Below are 25654 nucleotides of genomic sequence, written 5' to 3' on the forward strand. Positions count from 1 at the left end.
CGATAAGGACAGCGGTAAGATGCTGCCGGAGTTCGCACCGATTATGAACGGCGCGTATGGATACGGTGTGTGGGAGTCCTTCGTGGATTCCACGGGCACCCTGTGGGTTGGTGGCGATATCCGTAAGTCGTTGGGCGCTAATGGCGTACAGCCGACTATTGGCTTCGCGCGTTATGCTCCTCGTGATGTGACCCCTCCGGCTCCCCCGAGCGATCTGAAGGTCACGACGAACGGTTCCAAGGATCAGCTGACGTGGTCGGGTATTTCCGAGCGCAGGGTGAAGTACCAGGTTCTGCGCGATGATCGTCCTATTGCGACGGTTACGGGTACGAGCTATTCGGTGGATCACCGCGATGGCGCCCGCTATTATGTGCGCGCGGTAGATACTGCAGATAACTATTCGGCAAGCACCGAGGCTGTCCAGGCAGCATAACACCTCATCAGGGCGATATGCGCTTTTGTGACAAAGAATTTTAGTGATGTTCGCCCTATTGTCCCGGGCTGGTTTATGACCAGCCCGGGACTTTTTTGCACAATGTGAATCTATTTCATTCATTTACATGAAGGTTCTTTCATTCAGAGATATATATTTATCTTCCATTCGGGCAAAAATAGAGCATTATTTAGGGCTTATTCTCATCATTTATAAAAACGTTATTTTTGTAAGTCTAAGTATTTTCCCAGCTTTGCGTGTTAGCCTTTAGGTGCTTTGCCGCCGTGCAAGGTATTATCTTCCGGAATATAGTCATTCTCACTCCAACCACTAAAGAGGCTTCCATGTCAGTGTTCTTCAAGTACCCCTCCCGGTCCCGCCTTCTGGGCACCTTGGGTACCGTTGCGGTATCCGCCCTGGTCCTGAGCGCTTGCGCTACTGAAAACCCGAGCTCCGATAGCTCTTCGCCTGCTTCTGCGTCCGCGAGCGTTTCCGCGTCGGCGCATGCTTCCTCAAACAAGTCTTCGAGCGCTTCCCCCCAGGTTTCTGAGCAGGGCACCGCTTCTGCGTCCGCTGAGGCTTCGGGCGAGGCGTCCCCCAAGGCAGATGCTGAGGCCACTTCTTCTGACGGTCAGAAGCTTGAAGAGATTTACACCGGTTCGGAGGAAATGAAGAATGCTTCTTCCGTGCCCGTTGACACTGAAGAAGTGAAGAAGACCACCGAACTGGTCAATTCTTTTGAAAACATTCTGACCAAGGTTAAGGCAGCTCCTTCTGCCGCTCCGTCCCCGGAGCGCACTGCTGATCCGACCAGCGACGAAGAAGCTGAGCAGCAGAACGTTGAGCAGGCTCGTGCCGTTCTCGATGATGAGACGATTCGCTCCATCGAGGCTGTGGCTGTTGATTCCGCTGCCGCTGAGTTTGCCGTGCAGGCTTCCGAATACGCACTGGCAGGCTGGCACTATGAAGGTTCTTCCACTGTGGTGGGCACTCCCCGTATGACTGAGACTCAGTACAAGGGTCAGCCCGCGCGCATGCTGGAAGTATGCATGGATTCTTCCTCTGTGAAGATCTATGACGAGAATAATCAGCCCGTTAAGGATGACAATTCTCCCAAGCGTTCACTCAATATTTACACCCTCGTTCAGGTCGATGGTCAGTGGAAGATTGCGACCCATGATTTCCCGAACAATCCTGATTGTTAGGGTCTAATTAAGAGATGCCGGCTTCCAGCTACGATTCGCTAGAAACCGCGCATTATCATCCATAGCGCATTAATGTTGATGCGCACTCGATAACATTTCTTGGCATTCATTTGGAGATATTATGAAAGCCCACCTTGGCATGACGGGCTCTGGCTTTTCTCGTTCTGCTATAACCCGCTCAACTCTTTGCTTGAGCATTGCTACGGCTTTGGCTTTGCCCGTAGCTATCCCCGCTATTACGCCGAGTACCGCTGTCGAACAGACTGCGGAAAAAAGGGACTCTGCTTTCTACAATGGCACGACCTCCGAGCGTGCTGCCGCTAGCTGTTGGGAAGCCAAGCAGGCTAACCCCGAGGCAAAGAGCGGCGCCTACTGGCTGTACACTCCCGCGATGAGCCAGCCGACCCAGTTCTACTGCGATCAGGAAACTGATGGCGGCGGCTGGGTCAAGATTGGTGAGGGCCGTGACGGCTGGACCGAAAACTATGAGGGTCAGGGCGATACTTCGCAGCTCTACAGCGATGCTGCACCCGCGTCATCCGGTATGACTCTTGAACAGGGCAAGGCGCTGAGCTCCCTACCCGCCGCGAAGACCCCGATTCAGCTTTCGGGCACCACTATTTCTCAGTTGCTCAACGGCGTTCGTCCCGATCAGCTGCCCGACGGTTACCGTTTCCGCCGTGCCCTAAACACCTCGGGCACCAAGTGGCAGGAGGTGACGGTTGACCGCCGTCAGACTTCCGAGTGGACCTGGGCTCTGCGCTCGAGCGCTGTCTGGTCGAATACGACCATCACCAACCCTGACGAGTTCTCTTCCTACAACGAAGAGGGCCGCAAGAACTGGACTGACGGCACCTGGGAAGACCACATTCTGCGTGGACAGAACAACGGCTTCAAGACTTTGATGTTTGATGAGTTGGCGTCCCAGGATTACCGTATGGGTTTCCGTTACGGTGCAAACTCTCCCATTTCGCAGGATGGCTCTGAGCCGGCAATCACCGATGCGCGGAACTCCTACATCTACGGTAAGGAAAGCAACGGTGAGGCCTCTTTCGGTTACACCCAGATGTTCCTGCGCCCGAAGCTGACCCAGAATGATTTGAACCTGGGCGCTATCCCGGATTCCGGTACCCCGGCGAGCGCTCGTCGTGCCCTGCCCAATAGCCGTTCGGCGGATTGGCGCTGGCGAACCAGCGCCAGGACCGCCTCCGGTAAAACCGGCGAAATGAACACCTACGTTGAGGCCATTACCGAGGTCGATCACGGTAACGGCACCTCCAGCGTGTTTATTGGTGGCGACTTCGAGTACCTTGAGTCCTCTACCGGTGAGCGTGTTGCGCAATCTAATATTGCTGCTTTTGACCCGGTGACCGGCGAGTTGCGCCGCGATTTTAAGCTGACTGTTGACGGTCAGGTGAAGGCTGTTGAGGCTCTGCCGAATAACCGTTTGGCTGTTGGCGGTAACTTCAAGCTTGTTAACGGTGAGAAGCATGAGAGCTTCGTCGTTGTTGACGCCACAACCGGTGAAGTTGCCCCTGAATGGGCCCAGGTTAAAGTCGAAGATCGCATTCGTACCGAGGTCATGACAGTGAAGACCATTCACCGTCAGGGTGACTACGTGTATATTGGCGGCACCTTTACCCACATTTATGAAAGTGAAAAGGCGGGTGAGGCGTATTCGCGCAATATTGCCCGTTTTAAGTTGGGCGAGCCTTCTAACGGTGTGCCCGGTATTGTGAGTATAGACCGTAACTGGCGCCAGGTGTTCAACGGTACTGTCAACGGTATTAGCGCCTCCGCTGATAACTCTCATGTTTACGTAGCCGGTTACTTCACCTGGCTCAACGGTGGCCTTGCCTACCGCGTGGCTGATATTACTCAGCATATGCAGAAGGGCAGCCCGTGGGCGTACCAGCAGTCTGAGATTCCTGCTGGCGCTAATGTCTCTGACCTGCGTAATGAAACCAAAATTTGGGGTTTCCAGTTCGACGTCCAGGATGCCGGTACCGGCGTCTGGGTGGGCGGTACCGAGCACCTCATCTCTCGTTACGATAAGGCGTCCTTGACCCCCACCTACACCGCGATTACCCGCGATGGTGGAGACTTCCAGGATCTGCACCTGCACGGTAACACCATCTACGGCGCCTGCCACTGCGGCGACTTCCTCTACCAGGATTCGCGTAACAAGCGGACCCCCGTGGGCGGTTCGAGCGTGATTCACTCGGTCAAGCTGGTTGCTGCTTTCGATAAGGACAGCGGTAAGATGCTGCCGGAGTTCTCCCCTGCTATTAAGGGTGACCACGGATTCGGTATCTGGGAGTCTTTCGTGGATTCGAAGGGCACCCTGTGGGTTGGCGGCGATATTCACCGTTCGCTGGGTGTTCACGGTACTCAGGATACCGTCGGTTTTGCGCGCTTTGAGGCTCGCGATGTGGCTCCTCCGCCTACCCCGCAGAACCTGAAGGTTGAGCTGAAGGACGATAAGGACGTTCTGACCTGGGATGCTGTACAGGATACCGGTAGTGTCCGCTACCAGATTCTGCGTGATGACCGCGTCATTGCTAGCACTTCGGGTACGAAGTTCGAGATTGACCACACCGATAACGCACGTTACTTTGTGCGCGCTGTGGATAGCTCGGATAACTACTCTGCGTCCACTCCGGTCCAGGTAGCTCCGGTGCGACCGACTCCTACCCCCACGGAGACCGCGACCGCAACGCCTACCGCTGACCCGACTGCTACTGCAGACCCCACGGCAAGTGCTGACCCGACCGCGAGCGCTGACCCCAGTGCTTCGGCAAGCGCTACCCCGAGTGCAGAAGCGACTACTGAGGTACCGAAGGTCCAGGATCCGGACCCGAAGGTTGAGGAGCCTAAGCCCGCCGATCCCAAGCCTGAGAATCCGAAGGAAGAAGCCGCTAAGGACCAGATTGTTCTGCCCTACGCCTCGGATTGGAAGTACATGGTCTCTACCCAGGCTCCCAACCGTAAGTACGGTTGGAAGTACAACTTCCACTTCAGCCTGGAAGATATTGCGCAGGAAGCATGGCAGACCGGCAAGACCCCGATTGGGGTCGGTACTGGTAACCTCAACACCTCCGTTAAGGTTCCGCTCGTGCGTTCCCGCCACAATATCTACGCCTACACCACCATCCAGCTCACTCGTGAGCAGGCCAGCCGTGATCTCGTGCTGACCACTTACGCGGATGACGCTATTGCGGTGGGTGTCAACGGTGAAGAGGTTGGTCGTTCCAACTTTGACACTCGTGGAAAGCTGTGGAATAGCGCGATTGCATCGAGCTCGATTGATACCGCTACGGCTCAGAAGACTCCGGTGACCTTCACCGTTCCTTCTTCCAAGCTGAAGGTTGGCGAGAACCTCATCGCAGTTGAGGTTCATCCGGGCATCAGTCGACGAAACGTTCGCCCGAATGTAAGCTTCGACATGCAGGCAATCGCTAAGGCACCGGTTGCTGAGCAGCCTGCCGAGAAGGAAGGCGACAAGGAGGCGGATGCTCCCGCCGCACACGAGGCTGAGCAGCCCGTGGTCGACAACGCGAACAACGCGGCAGCCGGCCAGGGCGAGCGACGCATCGTCAATAACGGAGTCGGAACCCGCGTTCCGATGCAGTCTCGAAGGAACTAATACCTTCTAGATAATCTCAGCTAAATGGGGTTTGATTTTCTGAATGATTCAGGAAATCAAACCCCATTTGCGTATATTCCCCACTTTTCCGTGTTTTTTGCATCATTTATTCCCATTATTTGTGCTTCTGTCATGTGCCTCTCTGCACAATGTTCAGAAATGTTTTCTAAATCCACAATTCACGAGAACAAAGCGCCGATAACCCCCTCTAACAGCACACCAAGCCTACCCGAAGGATCCCGCAAATCTGCACCAAAGCGCATTGTCAGAGGGTTTTTACGACACAATTGTTGACCCTGACCACACGCCCCCTGTTGCACTTCATCTCGTTGTAAAATATCTATATAGTGGTGTACGTGAAAAAAGGGACCAACCACCTCTTTTTTCGCGTGCGAGACTTCCGGACTTTCTCGCAACCACCCCGAAAGGGAGTAATTCACTCTCCTTCACTCCTCTCACCGATTAAAAAGGAATGTGCATGTCCACCTCTGAGGCACCTCACGCCCCGAACTCCGCGCCCGCATCGGGATTTTCTGCGAAGTTTTCTCACACCCTGCGCTCTCTTGAAGCAGCGCAGAAGCCCGGCATTGGCGTTCCCGCCTACACCCGCTGGGTCAACCGCCGAGTAGCACGCTACTTCGCTGCGGCAGCTGTTGCGCTGGGCATCACCCCCAACGGCGTCACCGCAATTTCCGCTGCATGTTCCGCGGCAGGCATCATCGTTCTGATTACCTGCCCGCCCAGCGTTGGTGTAGGTATCTGCGTTGCCCTGCTTTTCGCGCTCGGTTACGGTCTGGACTCCGCTGACGGCCAGGTTGCTCGCGTGACCGGCGCGTCCTCCCCCGCCGGTGAGTGGCTCGACCACGTGGTCGACTCCATCCGCGTGCCTTCCGTGCACATGGCAACCCTGCTCTCCTTCCTGCTGTACCCGGCGCACTACTCCTTTACCGGCTCCAGCGCATTCAACGGCTGGATCATTGCGATGCCGATGATTTTCACCGCGCTGACCGCAGGTCACTTCATGAGCCAGATTCTGGCTGAGCAGCTGCGCAACAACCGCAAGACCGCGGCACCGCCGACCGGTGGTCCCCTGCGCTCCTTCATCAACCTGCACATGGACGCTGGCACCCTCTGCTGGATTTACATTTTCGTTGGCTTCGGCCCCGTATTCGTCATCGTCTACGCACTGCTTCTGCTGGCTAATGCCGCAACCGTCCTGCTGTCCATGCGTCGCAAGTACGTTAGCCTCGCGACCCCCGCTGAGTAAGGAGAATCCCAATGATGCACTTCACCTCTCGCACCCCTGCTGTTTCCGCCGTTATCGCAACCAACGGCAAGCGCCCCGAACTGCTGCGCGTGGCTGTCCGCTCCATCCTTGAGCAGAGCTACCGCGGTTTCGTTGAAGTTGTTGTTGTCTTTGACCGCGTTGAGCCCGACCGCCTCGAGGACATTGAGGTCGGCGAAAACCGTGCCCTGAAGATTGTCTCCAACACCCGCTCCGGCGGTCTGGCTGGCGGCCGCAACAGCGGCATCATCGCCTCCAGCGGCGAGATGATTGGCTTCTGCGATGATGACGACTACTGGATGCCTTCCAAGCTCACCCAGCAGGTCGCTCTCTGGCGCGAAAACCCCGAAGCAACCGCTATCTCTTCGGGTATTACCGTCCGCTCCGGTGGTCAGGATATCGTGCGCCTGGCGCCCGAGCGCGCAACCTTCGCTGACTTCCTGCGTTCGCGCATTACCGAAATTCACCCCTCCGCCATGCTGTACTCTCGCGAGGATCTGCTCGGCGTTGACGGTAAGCCCGCCCGCATCGGCCTGGTCGATGAGGAACTGCCCGCCGCCTACGGTGAAGACTACGACCTGCTGCTGCGTGCAACCCGCCACGGCGATGTACTGAGCGTGCCCGAACCGCTGATTCTGGTGCTCTGGGACCGCCCCTCCTTCTTCTCCGGCAAGTGGCAGTCCATGGTTGACGGTCTGAGCTACATTCTGCGTAAGTTCCCTGAATTCGAGCAGGATCCCAAGGGCCTGGCACGTATTGCCGGTCAGATTGCGTACGCTCAGGCGTCTCTGGGTAACAACAAGGAGGCGCGTGCCTACGCTCGCTCCGCTCTGCGCCGCGACCCTAAGCAGCTTCGTGCTTGGGCAGCGTATGTTGTGTCCACCGGCGTTATTAAGCCCGCTACTCTTCTTGATCTCGTCCAGAAGACCGGTCGAGGTCTCTAACCAGGTATCGCACAGACATGGTTTCCTCTTCCGTTCTTTCCCCTCCGGGTACTTCGCCTGTGGCGCTGAAGGATTCCGCCGGGTCGGTGGCCACGCCGCCTAGCGGTATTCTGCGTGCCCGCGCGCGCAACCGTCCGGTATCTACGGCGCAGAAGAAGCTCCCCGCTTGGCCTCTGCTGGCGTTGCTGTACGGCTTCCCGGCGCTGTGGGCTTTGGGCGTGCTTCAGATTGCACCGCTGGTACTGGCAGCGATCATGCTTTTTTACCTCATTATTCGAGGTAATGTGCGCGTGCCCGGTTCTCTGTGGGTGTGGGGCGCATTCTGCGTGTGGGTTGTTGTTGCGGCGCTTGCGCTGACCCGTTCGACCGACATTATTGGTTGGGGTCTACGCTTTGTAAATATTCTCAGTGCCGGCATTTACGCCCTGTACTACTACAACGCGCGAGCCTCTATTAGCATCAATAGGCTGCTGGGCGGTCTGGCGACTCTGTGGGTGACCCTGATTGTTCTGGGGTACGGTGGTGTTCTCTTCCCCGAGTTCCGCCTGCGTACTCCGATGAGCTTCATCATGCCTTCTGGTTTTATGCAGAACCCGCTGGTGCGCGACTACATGCTTCCTCCCCTGGCTGAGGTTCAGCGTCCTTGGGGTGCTCCCGAGGCGTATATTCGCCCCTCCGCGCCGTTCCCCTACGCGAATAGTTGGGGTCTGGCGTACACTCTGCTCACCCCGGTGATGCTGGCGTGCTTGCTTCGCCTGCATTCCATCTGGCTGCGTATTGCGTTGCTGATTGGTATGGCGCTTTCTACTGTGCCTGCGATTGCGACCAGTAACCGCGGCATGTTCATTGGTCTAGGTATCAGCGCAGCGTACGTACTGTTGCGTCAGTTCCTTGCGGCTAATTGGCGTGCTGTGGGTACGGGTGTTGCGGCGATTACGGCTGTGGTTGTGGCGCTCTTTGCGTCGGGCACCGTGGATAACATTCTGGGTCGTCAGGACTACTCTGACTCCACCGGTGGCCGTGCGGCGCTCTACCGCGCCACCTGGAAGGCGACCTTGGAGTCCCCGATTATTGGTTACGGCACTCCGCGTATGGAACCGAGCATTGGCGTGTCAATGGGTACCCAGGGGTACCTGTGGACTCTGATGTTCTGCTTCGGCTTCGTGGGTCTGGCGCTGTTCGCGCTCTTCATGGTGTGCACTGTAGCAGGCGGCGCACGAGTGAAGACCACCTCCGGGTACTGGCTGCATAGCGTGCCGGTCGCGTGCTGCGTCGTCTTTATTTTCTACAGCTTCGATATTGCTCAGATGACCATTCTGATGCTCGCGTCGATGGCGTGTATTCGTTCCATTCGGGATGGTGAGGGGCTATGACGAAGAATCAGTCCCCTCGTGGTTTAGAGACCACTGCGGTTTCAGCTTTCGATGATGCCTACTCGACGGGCGGTCACCCTAGCCGCCGTGCACGCCTGCGTGAGAGCGGCGAGTACGTGGATCCTGTAGTGGAGCAGGCTGACTCGCAGGCAGAGTCTTCTACCGATGAGTTTGCTCCGACGGTGGACGATATCCGTTCCGGTCGTTTTCCTGCGACCACGGCGCTGTCGATTGTGCCTCCGGCTCGAGGCTTTGCTTCCGAAGAGTTACTGCCCGATTCTTTGGAGGCGGGTTCTTCGGAGTCAGGTACTTCAACTGCTGGTTCCTCAGCGGCAAACGCTACCGCTGTAGTGGGTGCTCATCTGTCCGGTTCCCGGCGGGTTGCCTCGGCTACTGCTGAGTCTGTAGAAAAGGCGCAGGAAGAAAAGACTCCGAATGAGAAGGCTAAGCCTTCCGCGTCAGGTGCTCAGGCAGATAGCGCCTCCACTAAGAATGCACCGGTTACGAAGGCTCCCGCTAAGGGTAAGCAGCCCAGCCTCGCGAAGAGCGGTTCTCTTGCTTCTCTGTGTGTGATGTACGGTGCGGGTATTGCGTTCGTGACCACGATGGTGGTGTCGAATGGTATTGGTGCTGAGGGTTCGGGCGAGTTTTTCCGTCTGATGGCGCTATTCGCGATTGCGATTTCGCTGGTGACCTTCGGCGCGGATACGGGTCTGGTTCGTACGATGAGCGCTCAGCGTGCGCTGGGTCGTTACGGGGTGCTTCCGCAGCTAATCCGTTACGGTCTGATTCCTTCGCTGGTGACTTCGGTGCTTCTGGTGGCGGGTGTTTACATCTACACCGAGATTGTGCCGATGGCTCCTGAGTATCAGGCGGCGATGCGCGTCAGTTCTGCTTTCGTGCTGGTGGCGGCGCTGATGACGGTGTTTTTCGGCGCGCTGCGTGGTCTGCACCGCGTGGTGACCTTTACGGTTCTGCAGAATGTTCTGCTTCCTACTCTGCGTTTTGCGGCTGTGGGTTTGGTGGTTCTGTTCTCGGGCCAGCTCATGGATCTTGTGTACGCCTGGACTGTTCCGGTGGCGATTACTGCGGTGGTTGCCCTGTGGCTTTTGGAGCGGGCGTTCCCGAACGAGGAGCATGTGGAGGTTCTTCCTTCCGAGGAGGCTCCGACTGAGACGTTCCGTTCGTTCTGGGGTTTCAGTTCTGCGCGCGGTGTTGCAACCGTTGTGGAAACCATCCTGGAGTGGATTGACGTGCTGGTAGTGACGGCGTTCTTGGGTGCCGCTGCCGGTGGTATCTATGGTGCCGTGAACCGTTGTGTTCGTGTGGGCACCATGATTGAGCACACCGGTCGTGTGGTGACCGGCCCGTCGATTAGTGCGGCGTTGGCGACCCGTCAGCTCGATCGTGCTCGAGAGATTTTCTTGTCGACCACTCGCGTGTTAACTGCTCTGTCGTGGCCGTTCTACCTCTCCCTGGCGTTCTTTGGTCCGGTTCTTCTGGGCTTCTTCGGTAAGGGCTTTGAGTCTGGCGCCGGTATTCTCTGGGTGATTTGCCCGGCGGCGATGCTGTCGATGAGTGCCGGTGGTGTGCAGTCTGTTCTGCTGATGAGCGGTAAGAGTCGCTGGCAGCTGTTGAACAAGCTCTCCTCGCTGGTGGTGGCTGTGACTTTGAACTTCACCTTGGTTCCGGTCTGGGGCCTGTACGGTGCGGTGACGGCGTGGGCGTCTGCTCTGCTGATTGACACCTTCCTTGCGAGCTACCAGGTGTTCCGCCTCGTTGGTATTCGCGCTTCGGTTCGCGAGATGGCTCCGTCACTCTTCTTGGGTGCGGCTGTTCCGACGGTGTGCGCTCTGGCGTCTTTGGCTTTCTTGGGTCAGAGCGTGCTGGGCGTCATCGTGTACGTGGTGCTACTGGTGCCGGTGTACGGCGCGGTGCTGTTCCGCTTCCGCAAAGCACTCGGTATTGAGCGTTTCCTGTCCGCCCGCCGCGCGAAGTCTTAAGCCTTCAGCTTCCTCTACGTTTTTCTCCGATATTTAGTGTCCGTTTCTCTTCCTCTAGGATGTCCTCATGGATAACACCTCTCATACCTCCTCGGTTACCCTTGGCAACCAGGTACGTCGTATTTTCCGACACCCTCTGCTGATTCTGCTGTCGGTTGTGGTTTTCGCTGTGGCGGGTGCCGCCTACGGCTACATGACCAATAGCAAGTACACTTCTAAGGCTTCGCTGGTTGTTTACCCGCTGGTGGTTGATCCCGCCGGTACCGGTAGCGCCAACTCCGCGAAGGTGGATATTGCGACCGAGTCTCGCGTTGCGTCCTCTCGCGAGGTTGCGCAGAACGCGGCTAAGGCTCTGATTGCTAATGGCGATACCCTCTCTGAGGCTCAGCTGACCAGCCGCCTCATGAACTCCGTCAAGGTGACCGGCACCTCCCAGACTGCTGTACTGGATATTGAGGTAACCCGCCCCAACGGTACGGAGGCTGCACGTTACGCTAACGCTATGGCGAACGCATACCTGCAGGTTCGTTCCGAGTCGCTGAAGAGCAGCGTTGATTCTGCTCTGCACCAGATTGATGAGCAGATTTCGGCCCTCGAGGGTGATAACAACCGTGCGGGTCTGCTCTCTCAGTTGCAGGACCGTCGCGCTCAGATTCAGCTGACTTCCACCACCGGTGGTCGCGTGATGAGCGAGGCTCAGGTTCCTTCTTCTTCCTCGGCTCTTGGCCCGGTGAAGATGGGTATTGTTGGTGCTGTTGCCGGTCTGCTGATTGGTGCTGTGCTGGCGTACGGTCGTGACCGCACTATGCGTCACGTTGGTTACGCTGATCGTCTGGAAGATGCTGGTATCCCGGTTCACGAGCTGGGTTCCACTTCTGAGGCGAATGACGCGTTCATGCTGCTGCGCACCATTGGTGCTCCCGACGGCGACGTGAAGAGCGCTGGCGCTTCCGGCATTGTGATTCTGCCCGGTACTGACCGCGGTGTTGAGCACCTATACCAGATGCTGCAGCGTGTTCTGCCCACCGAGTACGCACGTTTCACCGATTACGCTTCGGTCCGTGACGCGCTGACCCGCCACACTCCCGAGTCGCTGGTTGAGAAGAGCGAGACTCCTCTGGTGATTAGCCTGAGCACCGCTACTCCCCTGTCGACTCAGCTGCGTTTCGTCCAGGCTGGCGGCGTGGCTCTGGTTCCGGTGACTGCGGCTACTTCTCTGCAGCAGGTTCGTGAGCTTTTCGCTCAGCTGGATCAGCTTGAGGGCGTGAACGCTCTGGCTGTGTTCCTGGATCGCGAGTAATCAGACCGCGAGTACTCGGGGTTCTGTTGATGGATGCCTCGCTTCTGTGCGGGTTCGTCCTTCGTCCTTGAGCGTAGGGTGCGGTGACACCTGCTGAGGCGAATCTGTTGATGCAGGCGTTGCCGAACCCGTCAGCTCACCCTTATCTTCTCTTCTTACTTTTCTCTTGTATTGGGGCTTTAGGAGAACACTATGACTGAGGCAATTTCCTCTCAGGCACCGAAGAAGAAGCTTCTGCTGGTTTCTAGCAGTGGCGGGCACTTGAAGCATCTGACGGCTACTTCTGCTGCGTGGCAGAATTATGACCGCGTGTGGGTTAGCTTTAAACAGCCCGATGTGGAATCTTCTCTGGCTGATGAGAAGACCTATTGGGCTTATTACCCGACCACTCGAAATATTAAGAACGCTATTCGTAATCTGTTCTTGGCATTTCGTATTTTTCCGAAGGAACGTCCGGATGCGGTTGTTTCTGCGGGTGCGGGTGTTGCTGTTCCTTTCTTTGTTGCGGCTAAACTTTTTGGCGTAAAGACTCTTTATATTGAGTGTTTTGACCGCCCGACTCTGCCGACGATGACCGGTAAGATGCTGTACACCTTTGCTGATCGAATTATTGTTCAGAGCGAGGAACAGCAGGAGAATTTCCCTGATTCTCGTGTGATTCATCCCATTTTCTAAGAGTGATGAATTTATCCTGAAAATAGCGTCCTCGCGTGTGCTGAGGGCGTTATTTTCAGGGTATAGTATTTATTAATACATACAGATACGCATAAGTCGTGCGCTCCACTGTGGACTCACCATCCAAGCGAACTAACCACTCGCCAGAGAAGCGTATGCGGAGATTACTCACCATTTTCTCCGGCACGACGCCGCCGCGTATACCAATGATGCCCTCCGGATTTTTGCGTCAGGTATACGGGGTTACTACCGATAAATACATAGAGAGGAATAGGCTATGTCTATTCAGGACTTCCCCCACGTCAGCGTTGATACTTCCAAGTTCGACCTGCCCGTATTTACCCCTGCCGTCGCGCCCGTTCGTATTCCTACTAAGACGTACGATTTGGTGGTGTCCCTCGGCACCGACGTTCACACTTTTGATCGTCTCTTGCGTTGGGTTGAGGCTTATCTTGAGGCTCACCCCGAGGTCACCTGCCTCGTGCAGCATGGCCACACTGCGCCCATTAAGCACGCAGACAACCTTAAGCTTCTTCCCGCCTCCGAGCTGCTGGACTACTACGCAACCGCACGCGTAGTACTGGTTCAGGGCGGCCCCGGCTCCATCCAGGATGCACGCCGCACCGGCGCTCTGCCCCTGGCTGTTCCGCGCCGCGCAGAGTTCAATGAGGTCGTTGACAACCACCAGGTCCCCTTCACCGCTCTGATGGAGAAGCGCGGCCACGCTGTTGTCGTTGAGAGCCGCGAAGATCTCTTCGCTAAGCTCGATCTTGCCCTGGCGAACCCCTCCCTGTTCCGCACCGCTGAGCCTTACGTCTCCACCCCGGAGATTTCCGCAGCTCAGCTGGGTGAGGAACTGCAGGACCTGCTCGCCGGCAAGACCCACCGTAAGGATTCCTTCTGGGGCCGCCTGAAGCAGGCTGCTCGCGCGCACCGTGCGGGTAAGGCTGAGATGGCTCGCATCGACGCGATGGCTCCCAGCGCCTAAGGTTTTCTTGCTTTCTAAGCTCAGCATCCTCGTGATGCGGTGTGGGAGGTGCCCGGCCGGGCGCTTCCCACATTTTTAGACCGGCATGCGAATCCTCCAACCACCCTGTGAGAGGCTGTGGATGTTTTCCCTTGTTCACGGCATATTCTCAGGTGGATTCGCGTCTTTACATTGGTTGCGAAACCCCGCGCACCGTATCCTTAGTAAGGGATAATGCGCGGGGTTTTCGCGCACTACGAAAGGAACAATTATGGCAGTTCAGGAATCGACCGTTATCAACGCAAGCGTTGAGCAGGTTATCGAGGCGTTCTCTAGCGAGGATTTCGCACGCTTCGTATGCTCCGAGGTTGGCGTGGAGTTCGGTAGCTTCTCCGTTTCCGGTGACACCTCCGCCGAGTTCACCGCAACCACCGAGCGTACCGTACCCGCTGAGCGCGTGCCGGACATCGCTCGTAAGTTCGTCGGCAACGGCGTTGCTATGACCCAGATGGACACCGTAAGCGCACCGGCTGCTGACGGATCCCGCACCGTTTCTACCGAGGTCAAGGTCAACGGCGTGCCCGTGTCCGCTCAGGCTACTCAGAAGCTGACCCCCGAGGGCGAGCAGACCCGCCTGGACGTCAACGGTGAAGTCTCCTGCTCCATCCCGCTGGTGGGCAAGAAGATTGCAGCCGCTGCTGAGCCGCAGGTTGGCCGCGTGCTGAAGGTTCTGGGCTCCTCCGCTGAGAAGTGGCTGGCACAGCGCTAAAGCTTATGAGACGCTCACCTTTGAGGTGTAGCTGATATACCGCCAATATGCAGAGAATCCCCGCCGTAAGTACTTACGGCGGGGATCCTCTTTGTGTCTTTATGAGTCTTATGAGCTCTAACGCACCTATGAAGGGGTAGGAGCGTTAGGAGGCGACGGTCGCCTCGGAGTATTCGCGTTCGCCAAGCAGCTCAGCAAAGCGGCGCATCTCTACGCGCAGGTCGTGCTCTGCTTCGAGTAGGTCAACGACCTTGCGCAGCTTGGTGCTGGAGGTGTGCTCGGTGTAGGGGAAGTAGTGTACTTCCACGCCGACCTCTGCGAAGCGTGCTTCCAGGGCATTGCCCTTTTCGGTGCCCTTCCAGTCGTCGCCCTTGAAGAAGACGTTGAAGGGCTTCTGCTTCCAGGTTTCGAGCTTGTCGGGGTTGGTTTCAACGTGCACTTCGTCCACGTAGTCGATGTGGCTGACGATGGCGGCACGCTCTTCGATGGGGATGACGGGGCGACGACCCTTGGTCACTTCCAGAACGTCATCGTGCACGACGCCGGCAATGAGGTAGTCGCAGTTTTCCTTAGCCTTGCGGAGAATCTCGAGGTGGCCGTAGTGGAAAAGGTCGTAGGCGCCTGCGGCGTAGCCAATAATCATAGGGCTTCCTTGTGGTTGGTAGCGGCGATGGTTATTCCGGTGTGGTTGAAGTACCGGAGGGTGAGAAACGTATCCGCGGTCTAGGGTGAGAGCATGAGATGAAACGAAGAATGTGCAATATTGAGAAAATATTTTCTTATATTGCCCTATTTCTTCGCGCTGTTGCCTTAGAACGTGCGGGTCCGAAAAGAGTTTCTCGAGGGTGCTGGTTGGGCGCCCTTCGTCCTTTTATTTTACCAGTCACCTTTTTGAAGGAAAAAGGAAAAGATATAAATATGAGGCGGATACAGTGTAGTATCCGCCTCATATTTTCTATACGTCGCTTGAAATCAAAGAAAGCTTATATAGATAAACAATTAACCGCTAGATTTTAGCGAAGAGTTTTAGCCAGTATTTTCTGCACGCTTTGACCGCATACACTTACGTTCTTGTGCAATATTTTAGGTTCAGTAGCCATTCGGTATTTTCGATTGGCGTTCAAATACTAGCTACTCCCCCACCGGTTCAGCCTACCTTCTCAGCAAAGGTTTAGTTCTTCGCAGCTGCTTCCTTAGTGGCTTCCTCAACGGCAACCCAGGAGAGCATTGCGCACTTCACGCGCGCCATGAACTTCGAAACGCCGGAGAAAGCCGCCATATCGCCGTACTCCTCTTCGTCCAGAGTCACCTTACCGCGCGAACGCAGCATCTCGCGGAACGCATCCACGTGGCTCTGCAGCTCGGAGGTGGTCATGCCGGGAGCCATTTCAGAGAGCACGGAGGCGGCAGCCATGGAGATGGAGCAACCGTCGCCTTCCCAGGAGATCGACTCGATAGTCTTCTCGCCGTCCTTCAGCTCGTCAGAGAGCACCACACGCAGGTTGATTTCGTCACCGCAGGTGGGGTTGTACTGGTGGTTATCGGCGCTTGCGTGGCCGGCGGGTACCTCTACGAGGTGCTCGCCGCTACGCTGCTTGGAATGCTCCAGAATAATTTCCTGGTACAGAGATTCAAGAGACACGGTGTTCTTCTTCCGTCAGTTGGTCTGTCTGAAAAATTGAGGCGTTATTGTCTAACGCGTCTACGTTTAGAACCCGAAGTAGGGGCGCACCTCGGCAAGTGCCTTCAGGAAAGCGTCCACATCTTCGGTGGTGTTGTAGATGTAGGTGGATGCACGGGTCGAGGCGGTCACACCGGCGCAGCGGTGTAGCGGCTGGGCGCAGTGGTGGCCCACGCGCACAGCGATACCCTGGGTGTCGAGTAGCTGGCCCACATCGTGCGGGTGCACACCCTCAATGGCGAGAGCAACCAGGCCGGCACGCTTGGAGGGGTCGGCGGGGCCGAGCAGGCGCACGCCCTCAATCTTCTGAACACCCTCAACCAGGCGAGCGCCCAGTTCGTGCTCCCATGCCTCAACGTTCTCCATGCCCAAGTGCTGCAGGTAACGCACGGCGGCGGCGAAGGCGACTGCCTGCGAGACGCGCTGGGTACCCGCTTCAAACTTGATGGGGGCGGGCATGTATTCGGCATCCTGCAGACCCACGCGGGTAATCATGGAGCCACCGGTCAGGAAGGGTGGCAGGGCCTCAAGCAGTTCGGCACGACCGTAGAGGGCGCCAATGCCGGTGGGAGCCAGCATCTTGTGGCCGGAGAACGCCGCAAAGTCGACGTCCAGGGCGTGGAAGTCTACGGGCATGTGCGGCACGGACTGGCAGGCATCCAGCACAACGAGCGCACCGTACTTGCGTGCCATGGCGACCATGCGGGGCACATCGGTAATCGCGCCGGTCACATTCGAGACGTGGGTGAACGCCACGATGCGGGTCTTCTCGTTGATGATGCCCTCGGCAGCAGCGTAGTCGAGCTGACCGTCCTCGGTGGAGGGGATGTGGCGCAGAGTTGCGCCGGTTCGCTGAGCAAGAATCTGCCAGGGAATGAGGTTCGCGTGGTGCTCAATCTCGGTGGTGACGATTTCATCGCCGGGGCCCAGTGCGAAACGCTCAGCAGCCGGACCGCCGATACCCTGAGAGGCGTTGCCAATGGAGTAGGCGACCAGGTTCAGCGCCTCGGTTGCATTAGAGGTCCACACGAGCTCTTCATCAGTGGCGCCAACGAAGTTCGCAACGGTGATGCGCGCGTCCTCGAACAGGTCGGTTGCCTCAACCGCGAGGGTGTGTGCGCCACGGTGTACAGCAGAGTTAGCGTGCAGGTAGAAGTTACGTTCAGCGTCGAGCACCTGAAGCGGTTTCTGACTGGTCGCCCCCGAATCCAGGTAGACCAAGGGATGCCCGTTGACCTCAGTGTTGAGGATCGGGAAGTCCTGGCGAAGCTGGCGTACGATCTCGTCGCTCAGCGGGGTGTTGGCGGGGGTGGAGTATTCAGCCACGGGTACCTTCTTCTCTCGCTTATACGCTCCACGGGTCGGGTATTTTCCCGTCGTGGAGCGTATAACGTCATTCTTTTCTAGCTTATTCCCTCACCGGGCTCTTGCATAGTTAGGTAGAGCCTAGTTCACACATCGGCCCGCATCATGCATTACCCCAGTTCAGTGTTGACCCAGTTCAGTGTTTACCCGGCACGGGTCATACGGCTAGGAACCTGCGCCGTGGTAGCGCTGCTGGGTTGCCAGCAGGCCTTCCTTTACGAGCATCATGGTTGCATCCGCTGCGTTTGAGATGAGGAAGGGCAGGTCCTTCGCTTCAGTGCTACTGAAGGGCTTGAGCACGAAGTCTGCGGTGTCCATGCGTCCGGGAGGACGACCGATGCCGGTGCGAACACGGTAGTAGTCCTTGGTGCCCAGCGCCTTGGTGATATCGCGCAGACCGTTATGGCCGCCCTCTCCCCCACCAATCTTGAGCTTAATGGTGTCGAAGGGGATATCCAGTTCATCGTGCACCGCGATGATACGGTCGGGGTTAATATCGTAGAACTGGGCTAGAGCCGATACCGGGCCGCCCGAGGTGTTCATATAGGTCAGGGGCTTGGCCAGCACTACCTTGGGTCCGCCTATACCCAAACGTCCTTCCAGCACCTGGGCGCGCGCGCGTCCGTGCTTCTTGAAGCCACCGCCTACTTCACGCGCCAGTTCATCAACCACCATCTGGCCGATGTTATGGCGGGTTTTCTCGTACTCCGGGCCCGGGTTCCCCAGACCAACAATGAGCCACGCATCAGACATATCTTCGCCCTTTCCACGGCGCTGTAAAAGGTTTTTTAGAAAATTCATGGACTACACCATTCTATGAGTATGGCCCGCTACCACCTCAGAAGAGAGGTAGCGGCGGGCCATCCACAGATCACTGTTGCGCTAGGCGCAGGGCGCGGTCTTAGTGCTTTGAGTTATCTGAGTCGTGAGCTTCGCCAGCCTAATCTGATTCCTCGGAAGCTTCAACGATGTCACCCTCGGGTGCGTTTTCGCCTTCTTCACCGGGCTCGGGAACGTCGAGTTCCTCGGGCTCAGAAACGTTAACGATCAGCAGTTCAGCGTCTGCAACCAGGGTTACGCCTGAGGGCAGTTCAACATCTGATGCCAGAACGTGAGCGCCAGCTTCGCGGCCTTCGATGCTCACGGTCAAAGCTTCGGGTGCCTTCAGTGCGTCAGCTTCAACCAGAAGAACGGTTTCTTCCTGGTTAGCAACGGCGCCAACAGCGGGCTCGCCTTCAACGTGTACAGGAACCTCGATCTCAACGCGCTCGCCGCGCTTAACGGTCAGCAGGTCGATGTGCTGCAGTTCGGGGCGGATTGCGTGACGCTGGATGTCCTTGATCATTGCGAGGTGTGATTCACCTTCGATGTCGAGGTCGAGGATAGCGTTGGGGACGCGGGCAGCCAGGGTGGTTGCGTGGCCGGGGAGTACTACGTGCTTGGGCTCTTCGCCGTGGCCGTAGATGACGGCGGGGATGTCGCCTGCCATGCGGATGCGGCGCGCGTAGCCCTTGCCGAAGTCGCTACGTACGGTAGCTGAAATTTTGATGGTATCTGACATGAGTCGTCCATCCTTTCTTGGTTAGAAGTGATGCGCCAAGTGGAATAGGGACTGGCGCCAGAAATCTCTTTCCAACCAGCCACCGTCAGTTACGGACCTACACGTTTCGTGTATTCCACCGCCTTGGCCAAGACAATATTGTACAGGTTCCCGGCTCTTCTTCAAGGGCCGGGAACCTGTGATATGGCGCTTTTCACGCCTTTTATGCTGTTATCAGCAGATATAGGACCAAATCCTAGAGGATTAGGAACCCATTTCTGCAAGGTAGGCGGCGAGCGCCTCGCGGTGATTGCGCGGGGTGAAGCCTGCAGCAATCAGCTTGGACAGGTCCATTGCCGAGTTCGTCGGACGGTGAGCGAAGAGCTCAGCGTTGGCGAAGTATTCCTCGGTGGTGGTGTCGCTGACTCGTGCCGGGTCGTGGCCGGTGCCTTCGTACACTGCACGAGCGAACTGTGCCCAGTTGATGACTTCACCGGTGTTCGACACGTTGTAGGTGCCGTATTCAGCGCCGGAAAAGAGCAGGTGCAGGGCAGCTGCTGCCAGGTCCTGGGTGAAGGTCGGGCGGCCCCACTGGTCGGCGACCACGGACGGGTCGATACCGCGCTCAGCCAGGGATGCCATGGTGCCAACGAAGTTCTTGCCGGCGCCAACAACCCAGCTGGTGCGCAGGGTGTAGTGCTTACGCCATGCGGCGGCGGCAACCTCACCGGCAGCCTTGGATGCGCCGTAGACGCTCAGCGGTGCCAGGGGGTAATCCTCCGGGTATTCCTCGCCCAGGGGCAGGGAACCGTCAAAGACGTAGTCGGTGGATACGTGAACCAGCGGCAGGTTAGCTTCTTCACAGATGGAGGCAAGAGCGCTCACACCCAGAGCGTTAGCTGCCCAGGCATCACGGCGACCCTCGGGGGTTTCTGCCTGATCCACTGCGGTGTACGCTGCAGCGTTGATGACCGCGCGGAAGGAGCGCCAGCGGAATGCGTCACGCCACTGCTCGGGCTTGCCCAGGTCGAGGCGGTCGCGATCCACAGCCAGGAAGGGTACGTTCTGCTCGGTGAGCTGGCGAACCAGCTCGGTGCCGAGCTGACCGCCCGCGCCAATAATCAGGATCGGGTCGGCTTCCAGGGGCTTGATCTCGTTCAGACGCGGGTGGTTACGGTCCTTCTCGGAGAGCTCTGCCTTCGCCAGGTCGATAGGCCAGTCGATTGCGACGGTCTCATCGGCAAGGTTCAGGAAGCTGTAGCCGGATACTGCATCCGCCGACCAGTGGTCGTTCACCAGGTAGGTGTAGGCGGTGTTCCCTTCCAGGGTCTGGAAGGAGTTACCCACGCCGCGGGGCACGAAGATTGCGGTGTCCGGGCCCAGCTCCACGGTGACGACCTTACCGAAGGACTCGCCGGCACGCAGGTCAACCCACGCGCCGAAGATACGGCCGGTCGCAACAGAAACGTACTTATCCCACGGCTCGGCGTGGATACCGCGGGTGGTACCTACCGAAGCGTTGAACGAGATGTTGTTCTGCACCGGGTTGAAGTCGGGCAGACCGGCTGCGACCATCTTCTCGCGCTGCCAATTTTCCTTGAACCAGCCGCGGTTATCGCCGTGAACCGGCAGGTCAATGATGAGCAGGCCGGGAATCTCGGTTTCAGTAACCTTCAATTCCTTGGTCATTACTGGCCAGCCTTTGCGTACTTCGCCTCAACCTCAGCCTTCAGGGGCTCCCACCAGCCGCGGTTGTCGGTGTACCACTTAATGGTGTCGGCAAGACCGGATTCGAAGTCGGTGAACTTCGGCTCCCAGCCGAGCTCTGCACGCAGGCGGCTACCGTCGATTGCGTAGCGCAGGTCGTGACCGGGGCGGTCAACCACGTGCTCGAAGTCGTTCTCGTCCTTGCCCATCAGTCGCAGGATGGTGCGCAGAACGGTGATGTTGTTCTCTTCACCGTCTGCACCGATGAGGTAGGTTTCACCAATCTTGCCCTGCTCCAGGATGCGCAGCACAGCAGAAGAGTGGTCGGATGCGTGAATCCAGTCACGAACGTTCAGGCCCTCGCCGTACAGCTTCGGGGTCAGACCCGAGAGGATGTTAGTAATCTGGCGGGGAATGAACTTCTCGATGTGCTGGTAGGGGCCGTAGTTGTTGGAGCAGTTAGAGATGGTTGCTTCAATACCGAAGGAGCGGACCCATGCGCGCACGAGCAGGTCGGAGCCTGCTTTAGTGGAGGAGTAAGGGGAAGAGGGGTTGTAGGGGGTGGTTTCGGTAAACTTTGCCGGATCGTCCAGCTCGAGGTCACCGAAGACCTCGTCGGTGGAGATGTGGTGGTAGCGAGTGCCGTGCTTACGGACTGCTTCCAGGAGGCTGAAAGTACCGATGAGGTTAGTGTGGATGAACGGTTCAGGGTTAGACAGGGAGTTGTCGTTGTGCGATTCCGCTGCGTAGTGAACGACAGCGTCTGCCTTGCCGACCAGCTCGTCAGCCAGCTCGCGGTCGGCAATGTCGCCTACGACGAGCTTGAAGCGGGATTCAGGAAGACCCTCCAAAGACGCAGCATTTGCGGCGTAGGTCATCTTATCCAGCACAGTAATAGTGTGATCAGTGTTATCGATGAGGTGGTGAACAAAGTTCGAACCAATAAAACCGGCACCGCCGGTAACAAGAATGTGAGCCATACGGTAGATTTTACCTGGCTAAACAGCGATTTTTACGCCTCAACAAAGAGATAAACATGACACAATAAGAAGTTATGAAGGGAATTATTCTTGCCGGCGGTACCGGAAGCCGTTTGCACCCTATCACTCAGGGTATTAGCAAGCAGCTCACTCCGGTCTATGACAAGCCGATGATTTACTACCCGCTGTCCACTCTCATGCTGGCGGGTATCCGCGATATTTTGATTATTACCACTCCTGCTGATCAGGAGCAGTTCCAGCGACTGCTCGGTGACGGTTCCCGTTTCGGTATTAATCTCGAATACAAGGTGCAGCCTTCCCCGGACGGCCTGGCACAGGCATTTATTCTGGGTGCCGACTTTATTGGCAATGACCCTGTAGCGCTCGTGCTCGGTGACAATATCTTCTACGGTCCCGGCCTGGGTACTCAGCTTGCCACCTACGAGCAGAAGGACGGCGCAACCGTCTTCGCTTACCGGGTTGCTGATCCTCGCGCCTACGGCGTGGTGGAGTTCGACGAGAACTTCAACGCACTGTCCATCGAAGAGAAGCCCGAGAACCCCAAGAGCGACTACGCTATTCCGGGTCTGTACTTCTACGACTCCAAGGTTGTAGAGTATGCACGCCAGATTAAGCCTTCCCCGCGCGGTGAGTTGGAAATCACTGACCTCAACCGTGTCTACCTGGAACAGGGTAAACTGAAGGTTGAGGTTCTACCTCGCGGTACCGCATGGCTCGACACCGGAACCTTTGATTCACTCGCTGATGCCACTAACTTCATCCGCACTGTTCAGAGCCGTCAGGGTCTGTCAGTTGGTTGCCCGGAGGAAATTGCGTGGCGCCGCGGTTGGCTCTCCGACGAGCAGTTGCGTGACATTGCTACCCCCCTCGTCAAGAGCGGTTACGGTAGCTACCTGCTCGGATTGCTCCGCTAATAAACACCAGGGGACTTTCGTATCCCTTCACCACCTGCAACAACACTCCACGTCGCAGGTACACTAACTCAAACTTTCTGGAGTATTCTCACTACCATGACCATTTTGGAATTTTTCCGCACCACGAGGGCTAACCTCTGGCTGCTGATCATTGGCATCGTTGTCGGTGCCGCAGCGGGCTTCGGCTATGCCTCTCTCCAGCCGAAGGTCTACGCTGCATCCTCCTCGGGCTACGTGACCGTGGGCGAATCCGGCACTGTGGATGTCCTCTCGGGTTCTTCCGCCGCTAAGGAACGCGCTCGCTCCTACGCAGCTATCGTCTCCTCCGAAGCCGTGGCACAGAAGATTAAGCAGAACAACCCCGACCTCTCCCTGACCACCGGTCAGATTCGTGCGAGCCTCACTGCAACTGCGGGTGATAACGCTGCACTGATTACCGTGAGCGCGCAGGCTTCTTCCCCGAAGAACGCACAGTTGCTCGCTAACGGTGCTTTGCAGGCTACCGCCGACTACATCAAGGAAATTGAGCAGAACCCCGGTAACGCTCAGGCTCTGGTGAACGGCGAAAACACCGCCGCTTCCCCGACCACCAACAACACCGTTCGCGTTATTCCTCTGAACAACGCAAGCGTCAACCCGCCGTTGGTGGCCCCGAACTACCAGCAGAACGTGCTCATCGGCGCCGTTGCTGGCCTCGGTCTGGTGTACCTGGCAATCTTCCTGCGCCGTGCTCTGGATCAGCGTATTCGAACCCGTGACGACGCTACCAAGGCAACCGGTGCAAGCATCCTGGGCGTTCTGCCTGTCAGTGAGGACCTAAACGAAGAGAACATCGTTAAGGGTGACACCGACGATCACATCGCACAGGAGTCCATCCGCCAGCTGCGTACTAACCTGCGCTTCGTGAACGTTGACACTCCCCCGCGTTCGTTCATCGTCACCTCCGCAGTGCCCGGTGAAGGTAAGTCGACCGTGTCGCTGTCGCTGGCTCGCGCAATGGCTGACGCAGGTTCGCCTGTCATCCTCATTGACGCCGACCTCCGCCGCCCGACCGTGGCTAAGAAGCTGAAGCTCGACGCTAAGGTTGGTCTGACCCAGGTTCTGGCTGGCCAGGTTGAGATCGCTAACGCCGTGCACCAGCTGGGCGATTCGAACCTCTTCGTCCTGCCTGCAGGTCGTATCCCCCCGAACCCCTCTGAGCTTCTGGGCTCGGATAAGATGCGCCAGCTGATCAAGGAACTCTCCGAAGAGTTCATCGTGGTGGTCGACGTTCCGCCGCTGCTGCCCGTGACCGATGCATCGCTGCTTTCCAACTCTGTGGACGGCGTGATTCTGGTCGGTTCGATTGGCCGCAGCCACCGCGAGCAGATGACCGAGGCGTCCAGCATCCTGAAGAAGGTCAACGCAAACCTCTTCGGTCTTGTTCTGAACCGTGCACCCCGTAAGGGCCTGGGTAACTCCTACTACGGCTTCGGTTACGCAAGCACCTACGTGGGCTACGCAACCTACTACGGTTACGGCAAGGACGGCGACAAGAAGTCGTCGAAGAAGTCCTCAGCTAAGAAGTAATAGCGTAATAAGCACCCTAAATCTTAGGGAGCGACTTAGGGCGGGATGGGCAGTTTTTCTGCCCATCCCGCCTTATACTTATCTGGTATACATGTGCACCGAAAGGCTATTGTGACCACTCACTCACCCAATACCCCGGAGCCGCAGACTACTCCTCTCGCGGCACGGATTCGGCTTGCGCACGCCTACTTCCAGCGGATTGCCGACATGCACTCCATCGATATTCTGCATGTCAAAGGCTACGCTTTCTCTCAGGAAATTTACCGCAAGGGTAGGTACAGCTCCGACGCTGACCTGCTGGTCCGCCCCTCTCACGTGGACCGCTTTGTAGAGATCCTTCTGGCAGATGGATGGCGTATTCAAGCGCACTTCGAAACAGGCTCCGTGTTCGAGCACGCAATGACGCTCTACCACGCTTCATGGGGCCTAACTGATATTCATCGGTTCTTCCCCGGTCTAGGACGCCACGGCGACTACGAGAGGGCATTTGACCGTGTCTGGGCGGCACGCAAGACCCGCATGATTGCTCACCGCCCCTGCGTTGTCCCCAGCGATTTGGATGCGCGTCTTCTCGTGGTGCTTCACCGCGCCCGCGCGGCATCGCGCTACAGCGCAGATATTAACTACCTGGTCTCTCTGCTCTCGTACAGCGATTGGCAGCGCCTGCGAGCCCGTGCCGAGGAGCTTGATTCTTCCCTCGCATATAGCGCGGCTATGGGCGGTCTGGAGCAGTACCGTGATGACCGCGACTACCTGCTGTGGCTGTCGGTTTCCCAGGATGTGCCCCACTATATTCAGTGGATTGGGCGCCTGCAGTCAGCGACGACCCTGCACGATAAGCTACGCACCCTCAAGAACATTTTCCTCGTGAATAAGGACCATCTGGCGATGCAGCTGGGACGCACCCCCACTAAGGCAGAGATACGTGCAAAGTTCTTTGAGCGTTTCGGAATCAAGGTGAATAAATGAGCAATCCAGTAGATTCCCGTCAGACCGTATACGGCATCCCTGAGAACATCGCGTACGTTCATTCTGAAGAGTTCGCGAAGTACTCCCCCACGGCAACTTATCTCGCGAATCTTGCCAACGGTGAGCTGTCTGTTCTTCAGGATTCAGCCTCCATTATTTGGAGTATTTTTGAAGATCCGATGTCTCTGCAGGATGCTATCGATGAGCTCTGCGAAATGTATGAACAGCCCATAGAGACCATGGGACCACAGATTGAGGGTTTTATTCCTGAACTGCTCTCCAAGGGGCTCCTAGAGGCCCGCTAAGGC

Annotated in this window: 21 protein-coding genes and 1 pseudogene; 15 read left to right on the forward strand and 7 right to left on the reverse strand. The window is 57.2% G+C overall.

Annotated features, from left to right (window positions below):
• The 11 genes and pseudogenes from HMPREF2879_RS05730 to HMPREF2879_RS05780 all read left to right on the forward strand — a co-directional run.
• Positions 1–433 (forward strand): annotated as a pseudogene (locus HMPREF2879_RS05730) (fibrinogen); the annotation flags it as partial.
• 344 nt (positions 434–777) lie between these two features.
• The gene (locus HMPREF2879_RS05735) at positions 778–1638 is read left to right on the forward strand and encodes a hypothetical protein (RefSeq protein WP_044150700.1); all 861 of its coding nucleotides are present in this window, start codon (positions 778–780) and stop codon (positions 1636–1638) included.
• 214 nt (positions 1639–1852) lie between these two features.
• Complete coding sequence (locus tag HMPREF2879_RS05740; protein WP_246822916.1) at positions 1853–5284, forward strand: fibrinogen-like YCDxxxxGGGW domain-containing protein; 3432 nt, start codon at positions 1853–1855, stop codon at positions 5282–5284.
• Positions 5285–5762: 478 nt separating this feature from the next.
• A complete protein-coding gene (locus HMPREF2879_RS05745; protein ID WP_044150701.1) occupies positions 5763–6551 on the forward strand; it encodes a CDP-alcohol phosphatidyltransferase family protein in 789 nt (262 codons plus the stop codon).
• A gap of 11 nt (positions 6552–6562) precedes the next feature.
• A complete protein-coding gene (locus HMPREF2879_RS05750; RefSeq protein ID WP_070635010.1) occupies positions 6563–7513 on the forward strand; it encodes a glycosyltransferase in 951 nt (316 codons plus the stop codon).
• A 17-nt stretch (positions 7514–7530) separates the two neighbouring features.
• The gene (locus HMPREF2879_RS05755) at positions 7531–8886 is read left to right on the forward strand and encodes an O-antigen ligase family protein (protein ID WP_070635011.1); all 1356 of its coding nucleotides are present in this window, start codon (positions 7531–7533) and stop codon (positions 8884–8886) included.
• Positions 8883–10889 (forward strand): oligosaccharide flippase family protein, encoded by a 2007-nt coding sequence (locus HMPREF2879_RS05760; RefSeq protein WP_070635012.1) that lies wholly within the window; start codon positions 8883–8885, stop codon positions 10887–10889. The genes HMPREF2879_RS05755 and HMPREF2879_RS05760 overlap by 4 nt, the downstream gene beginning before the upstream one ends.
• Before the next feature lie 67 nt (positions 10890–10956).
• On the forward strand, positions 10957–12189 hold the full coding sequence (locus tag HMPREF2879_RS05765; protein WP_070635013.1) for a Wzz/FepE/Etk N-terminal domain-containing protein: 1233 nt from the start codon (positions 10957–10959) through the stop codon (positions 12187–12189).
• A 192-nt stretch (positions 12190–12381) separates the two neighbouring features.
• Positions 12382–12864, forward strand: a complete 483-nt coding sequence (gene pssD / locus HMPREF2879_RS05770) for a PssD/Cps14F family polysaccharide biosynthesis glycosyltransferase (RefSeq protein WP_012904005.1) — start codon at positions 12382–12384, stop codon at positions 12862–12864.
• Positions 12865–13141: 277 nt separating this feature from the next.
• Positions 13142–13852, forward strand: a complete 711-nt coding sequence (locus HMPREF2879_RS05775; RefSeq protein WP_012904007.1) for a glycosyltransferase — start codon at positions 13142–13144, stop codon at positions 13850–13852.
• A gap of 250 nt (positions 13853–14102) precedes the next feature.
• Positions 14103–14600, forward strand: a complete 498-nt coding sequence (locus HMPREF2879_RS05780; protein WP_012904008.1) for a DUF2505 domain-containing protein — start codon at positions 14103–14105, stop codon at positions 14598–14600.
• Positions 14601–14745: 145 nt separating this feature from the next.
• Here HMPREF2879_RS05780 and HMPREF2879_RS05785 read toward each other — a convergent pair whose 3' ends face one another.
• The 7 genes from HMPREF2879_RS05785 to rfbB form a co-directional block, all read right to left on the reverse strand.
• Positions 14746–15243 (reverse strand): FAD synthase family protein, encoded by a 498-nt coding sequence (locus tag HMPREF2879_RS05785; RefSeq protein WP_012904009.1) that lies wholly within the window; start codon positions 15241–15243, stop codon positions 14746–14748.
• 528 nt (positions 15244–15771) lie between these two features.
• On the reverse strand, positions 15772–16242 hold the full coding sequence (sufU, locus tag HMPREF2879_RS05790) for a Fe-S cluster assembly sulfur transfer protein SufU (RefSeq protein WP_005506960.1): 471 nt from the start codon (positions 16240–16242) through the stop codon (positions 15772–15774).
• 66 nt (positions 16243–16308) lie between these two features.
• Positions 16309–17607, reverse strand: a complete 1299-nt coding sequence (locus HMPREF2879_RS05795; protein ID WP_070635014.1) for a cysteine desulfurase — start codon at positions 17605–17607, stop codon at positions 16309–16311.
• A 204-nt stretch (positions 17608–17811) separates the two neighbouring features.
• Entirely contained in the window at positions 17812–18399 is a 588-nt protein-coding gene (pth, locus tag HMPREF2879_RS05800; RefSeq protein WP_012904011.1) for an aminoacyl-tRNA hydrolase, read from the reverse strand.
• Between the two features lie 187 nt (positions 18400–18586).
• Positions 18587–19207 carry a 50S ribosomal protein L25/general stress protein Ctc gene (locus HMPREF2879_RS05805; RefSeq protein ID WP_005506952.1) on the reverse strand — a complete coding sequence of 207 codons (621 nt, stop codon included), beginning with the start codon at positions 19205–19207 and terminating at the stop codon, positions 18587–18589.
• 243 nt (positions 19208–19450) lie between these two features.
• The gene (gene rfbD, locus HMPREF2879_RS05810) at positions 19451–20875 is read right to left on the reverse strand and encodes a dTDP-4-dehydrorhamnose reductase (protein WP_049338793.1); all 1425 of its coding nucleotides are present in this window, start codon (positions 20873–20875) and stop codon (positions 19451–19453) included.
• Positions 20875–21873 (reverse strand): dTDP-glucose 4,6-dehydratase, encoded by a 999-nt coding sequence (gene rfbB, locus HMPREF2879_RS05815; protein ID WP_044142793.1) that lies wholly within the window; start codon positions 21871–21873, stop codon positions 20875–20877. The genes rfbD and rfbB overlap by 1 nt, the downstream gene beginning before the upstream one ends.
• A gap of 74 nt (positions 21874–21947) precedes the next feature.
• On the opposite strand from rfbB, the gene rfbA reads away from it, so the two are divergent.
• The 4 genes from rfbA to HMPREF2879_RS05835 all read left to right on the forward strand — a co-directional run bounded on the left by rfbA (position 21948) and on the right by HMPREF2879_RS05835 (position 25651).
• Entirely contained in the window at positions 21948–22808 is an 861-nt protein-coding gene (gene rfbA / locus HMPREF2879_RS05820) for a glucose-1-phosphate thymidylyltransferase RfbA (RefSeq protein ID WP_049341599.1), read from the forward strand.
• Positions 22809–22904: 96 nt separating this feature from the next.
• Positions 22905–24377 (forward strand): tyrosine-protein kinase domain-containing protein, encoded by a 1473-nt coding sequence (locus HMPREF2879_RS05825; RefSeq protein ID WP_049341597.1) that lies wholly within the window; start codon positions 22905–22907, stop codon positions 24375–24377.
• A gap of 111 nt (positions 24378–24488) precedes the next feature.
• Positions 24489–25346, forward strand: a complete 858-nt coding sequence (locus HMPREF2879_RS05830) for a nucleotidyltransferase family protein (protein WP_049362346.1) — start codon at positions 24489–24491, stop codon at positions 25344–25346.
• Positions 25343–25651: a PqqD family protein gene (locus HMPREF2879_RS05835; protein WP_012904017.1), complete on the forward strand. Its 309-nt coding sequence runs from the start codon at positions 25343–25345 to the stop codon at positions 25649–25651. The genes HMPREF2879_RS05830 and HMPREF2879_RS05835 overlap by 4 nt, the downstream gene beginning before the upstream one ends.
• The last annotated feature ends 3 nt before the right edge of the window (positions 25652–25654 follow it).

This window comes from Rothia sp. HMSC069C04 (genome assembly GCF_001812895.1).
In the GTDB taxonomy this organism is placed as follows: Bacteria; Actinomycetota; Actinomycetes; order Actinomycetales; family Micrococcaceae; genus Rothia.